The sequence below is a fragment of the Ruminococcus sp. genome, from assembly GCF_017650195.1.
Classification (GTDB): domain Bacteria; phylum Bacillota; class Clostridia; order Oscillospirales; family Ruminococcaceae; genus Ruminococcus.
Genome location: NZ_JAGCFH010000053.1, coordinates 1 through 4,255, shown reverse-complemented (window position 1 = coordinate 4,255; position 4,255 = coordinate 1). Strand labels below are relative to the sequence as shown.

Genomic DNA, 4,255 nt, shown 5'->3' with positions numbered 1-4,255 from the left:
TTTTTGAAACGATGCAGAAATGAATTTTTGAATATCTGTTATGATATAATAAAATTTTGGTTTTCTGAGCAGAAGTGAAAGTTTGGCGTTCTGATTTGATATAATAATAGTTTAGGTGGGGGCAAACGCCCCACCATTGGTAGACCTGCGGTGATGATGTCGTTTGTTCCTGCCTGCTGTGAGATCGTCGGGTATGTACTGTTCGCTCCTCTTCTACTTGGAGTGAACCATATCGAAGCTGCTGTTATGGGGGCGGTACTTAGTGCGGTATCTCCTGCGGTGGTAGTCCCACGAATGGTGAAGTTGATTGAAGAAAAATGCGGTACGCAGAAAAGTATACCCCAGATGATACTTGCAGGAGCGTCATGTGATGATATTTTTGTCATCGTACTGTTCTCGACGTTCGTAACGATGGCTCAGGGAGGCTCGGCAAAGGCTACCGATTTCCTGAATATCCCAATATCGATAGTACTCGGCGTTCTGCTCGGTGCGGCAGTCGGATTTGCGGTATTCTTTCTTTTTGAAAAGGCGTATCAGCATAGCCATAAAATCAGAAACAGCACAAAGGCTATTATTCTGCTCGGCACTTCATTTTTGCTTATGAGCATTGAAACTCTTGCTAAGCCCTATGTTGCGGTATCTGGACTGCTTGCTGTGGTCGCTATGGCTTGTGTAGTGAAACTGAAAGCTGACAAAAGCGTTTCCGTTCGGTTGTCTGAGAAGTTCGGTAAACTGTGGATCGGTGCGGAAGTCTTATTGTTCGTGCTGGTAGGTGCTGCTGTTGACGTACGCTATACGCTGACGGCAGGAGTTATGGTTGTACTGATGATATTCATAGCTCTCACATTTCGTACTGTCGGCGTATGTCTGTGTATGCTCGGTACAGAGCTTACAGCTAAAGAAAGGCTTTTCTGCGTGATAGCATATCTCCCGAAAGCAACGGTACAGGCTGCTATCGGCTCGGTGCCGCTGTCGCTCGGTCTGTCCTGCGGAAAGATCGTGCTGTCTGTTGCAGTACTTGCGATACTGATTACCGCTCCACTTGGCGCAATCGGTATAGACAGAACTCATAAAGCATTGATAGGTGGTGAAAACTAATGAAAGAGCTTGTATTCGACGAACTTATAACTCTGAAAGAACAGCGTACCTGCTACATCGCTGATCCTGAGGGAAATCTGATTGAGATCGGTTCATTCAACAAACCGTTTGAACGCTGAATGTTTTCTTGAACACTTTTTTGTCCCCGCTTTACGCGGGGATTAGCTATTTTACGACATATTCAGTACACAAAAGAGATTGACATTCTATTCCTGTTAGAGTATAATTGACATATATCAAATAGAATTGTACACGATAGGAGTCATGGAAAAATGGAACATAAGGGAACAAAGCACCTTGAAACTGAGCATCTGATTCTGAGAAGATTCACTCTTGAGGACGCCGAAGCTATGTATGAGAACTGGGCACACGATGACGAAGTTACGAAGTTCTTGTCCTGGCCTACTCACCCGAATATCGAGGTCACCAGATACGTTCTAGGTGACTGGGTAAGTCATTATTCCGATGATGACTTCTATCAGTGGGCTATCGTTCCAAAGGTAGGCGATAACAAGCCCGTAGGTTCTATCGGTGTTGTAAAGGTCTTTGATGATATCTCGGCTGTGCAGATAGGCTACTGCATAGGCAGAAAATGGTGGCATCATGGTATAACAAGTGAAGCATTGAAAGCCATTATCGGATTTTTCTTCGATGAGGTAGGCGCTGAGCGTATCGAGGCCATTCACGACACCCGTAATCCGAATTCCGGCGGTGTTATGGAAAAGTGTGGCATGAAGCACGAGGGCACCCTTAGAAGAGCTTTCAAGGGAAATTCAGGCATAGGCGACGTCAAAATATACAGCATATTGAAAAGTGACCTTTGATATATGAGACTGATAAACTTGATTGAAGACAGAGTTGTCTATATGATGCGATAAGTAGGTTACTTTCCTAAATCGAAATCTGTAGGAGGATTAAATATGGATAATTTCGAATATAAAGTGGTCGTGTATGATACAAAAGGTTTTTGGGGAGGAAGCGTTGAGTCAAATCAACTTGAAAGCAAACTAAATCTTCTTGGTTGTGATGGATGGGAGCTAGTAAGTTGTACTTCTACAAACCAAAGCTATGGTTCATCCAAAAGCATAGTTTGTATATTTAAGCGAAAGAAGAATTGATAAAGGAGAAAATGATGATACTGTTAGTTGTAGATACACAAAAGGGCTGCTTTGATGAAAGGCTGTATTCGTTTGAAACTGTGAGAAAAAATATAAAGCAATTAATAACTGTAGCGAGAGAGAATCAGATTGAAGTTGTATATGTTCAGCATGATGATGGTCCGGGAACTGATCTCGATAAGTCTGCGGATAACTATGAAATATATGAGGAATTTGCACCGAGAAGCAGTGAAAAGCGTTTTGAAAAGAATGTGAATAGTGCTTTTCATCCTATGACAGGCTTAACAAAATATCTTCTCGCTAAAGGAGAAAAAGATATTATAACAATCGGTGTATCGACAGACTATTGTATGGATGCAACAATTAAAAGCGGATTTGAAAAAGGGTTCAACATCATTGTTCCGTCATACACAAACTCAACTTATGATAATCCCTATTTTGATAAAGAAACCGCCTACAAGTATTATAATGAATTCATGTGGGGAAAACGATACGCAAAGATCATTACTGTTGAACAAGCGGTCCAACTCCTGCAATCCAGAATAACAACAGCGGATCTATAAAGAAGTAAAGATGAAGATACTATTATTCCTTGCAAAAGGTTTTGAAACAATAGAAGCAAGTGCTTTTATTGATGTTATGGGATGGGCAAGAAACGATTATCATTATGATATTGATGTAGTTACCTGCGGATTTCAAAAAAATGTTATCAGTACATTTGGCGTACCCGTAACTGTTGATAAGTTATTAAAAGAGATCTGTATAGATGATTACGATGCGCTTGCAATTCCCGGCGGCTTTGAAGAATATGGATTTTATGAAGAAGCCTATTCAAAAGAACTATCCGAGGTCATTAACAAGTTCAATAGCCAGCACAAGTTCATCGCGACAGTTTGTGTTGCAGCACTTGCACTTGGATATAGCGGCGTATTAACAGGAAAGAAGGCTACAACATATCATCTTAACAATGGTAACAGACAGAAACAGCTTGCAGAATTCGGCGTGGAGATTGTGAATAAACCTGTGGTAATAACAGATAATATCATTACATCATATTGTCCGCAAACTGCTCCAGAAGTTGCATTTACCCTCTTAGAGAAGCTCATAGGAACTAAAGAAATGAACATTGTAAAAACAGCCATGGGATTTTAGTTCAAATTTTTGAATTTGATTTATCGCATTAAATGAATATACATTGAGCAGTCCTTCGGGACTGCTTTTTTGCCTTCACGGAGGATGTGATCGCACATAGCAAATAATTTGTAAACACATAAAATAGAACCGCCTATAGAGGCGGTTCAAAGACGTGTAATTCAATTGTTGCGCTTTTTTAGGATATATCGCTTAATACTTGTAATGATCAGTAATATGAACAATACATCGAGAATCAGCCCCATAACGACAGCCGACTGACCGCCCCATGCCCAGACTTTTTGATATCCAAACCCAGGATATCCCATCACGGCACCAAGGATATATGGCAGTGATACTGAAAGGGAAAGCAGAGGTATCAATAATACAAGCCTTGCACAAAGCAGGGCTTTTTCCTTTTTTGGAGAACTGTTTTTCTTCATTAGTCGCTTTTTCTGCGTAAGAAGCATTATCAACACAAAGAGTATTATTAAGGAAACTGCAATTGAGATAACAGACGCAATGATGTCGATTATCAACATATCGCAATTCACTATTTCGGTATATTCGTTGTGACCGGTAAGCTTCCCGTAGCAGCTTCTCATTGCATACCATTGAGTATTTGCCGTTGAATTGCAATCTGTAAAAACGGCTGTTTCTTTGGCTAGATCTATTATTACCTGAGCCTTATAGGTCGGATTCCAGCCTCCGTGTTCAATTATCCCGTCATCTGAGATATACCAGCCGTTGAAATAACTGCTGCCTGCTGAGTCACTTCTTATTCCGTCACTTGGATAATGCGCTTCGATTATTTCGTGAGATGCAGCAATAGCGTTTGCCAGCTTATCGGGAAGATCAAGCTTTCCCATCTGCGCCTTCAGCCATAAAGCCATGTCTGAAGCGGTTGT

Annotated in this window: 6 protein-coding genes and 1 pseudogene; 6 read left to right on the top strand and 1 reads right to left on the bottom strand. The window is 41.1% G+C overall.

Annotated elements, in window-relative coordinates; genetic code table 11:
* Positions 1 to 153: 153 nt before the first annotated feature.
* From J6U00_RS02395 to J6U00_RS02370, 6 genes and pseudogenes are all read left to right on the top strand, one after another.
* Positions 154 to 1,098, top strand: a complete 945-nt coding sequence (locus tag J6U00_RS02395) for a cation:proton antiporter (protein ID WP_365717841.1) — start codon at positions 154 to 156, stop codon at positions 1,096 to 1,098.
* A gap of 41 nt (positions 1,099 to 1,139) precedes the next feature.
* A pseudogene (locus J6U00_RS02390) lies at positions 1,140 to 1,217 on the top strand (VOC family protein); the annotation flags it as partial.
* Between the two features lie 153 nt (positions 1,218 to 1,370).
* Positions 1,371 to 1,922 carry a GNAT family N-acetyltransferase gene (locus J6U00_RS02385; protein ID WP_296578342.1) on the top strand — a complete coding sequence of 184 codons (552 nt, stop codon included), beginning with the start codon at positions 1,371 to 1,373 and terminating at the stop codon, positions 1,920 to 1,922.
* Between the two features lie 96 nt (positions 1,923 to 2,018).
* Positions 2,019 to 2,216, top strand: coding sequence for a DUF4177 domain-containing protein (locus J6U00_RS02380; protein WP_296578339.1), 198 nt, complete (start codon positions 2,019 to 2,021; stop codon positions 2,214 to 2,216).
* Positions 2,217 to 2,230: 14 nt separating this feature from the next.
* On the top strand, positions 2,231 to 2,779 hold the full coding sequence (locus tag J6U00_RS02375) for an isochorismatase family protein (RefSeq protein ID WP_296578336.1): 549 nt from the start codon (positions 2,231 to 2,233) through the stop codon (positions 2,777 to 2,779).
* Positions 2,780 to 2,789: 10 nt separating this feature from the next.
* On the top strand, positions 2,790 to 3,368 hold the full coding sequence (locus J6U00_RS02370) for a DJ-1/PfpI family protein (RefSeq protein WP_296578332.1): 579 nt from the start codon (positions 2,790 to 2,792) through the stop codon (positions 3,366 to 3,368).
* Positions 3,369 to 3,529: 161 nt separating this feature from the next.
* Here the strand turns inward: J6U00_RS02370 and J6U00_RS02365 are convergent.
* Positions 3,530 to 4,255, bottom strand: a 726-nt coding sequence (locus tag J6U00_RS02365) for a hypothetical protein (RefSeq protein ID WP_296578330.1), incomplete at its 5' end; no start/stop codon positions are given.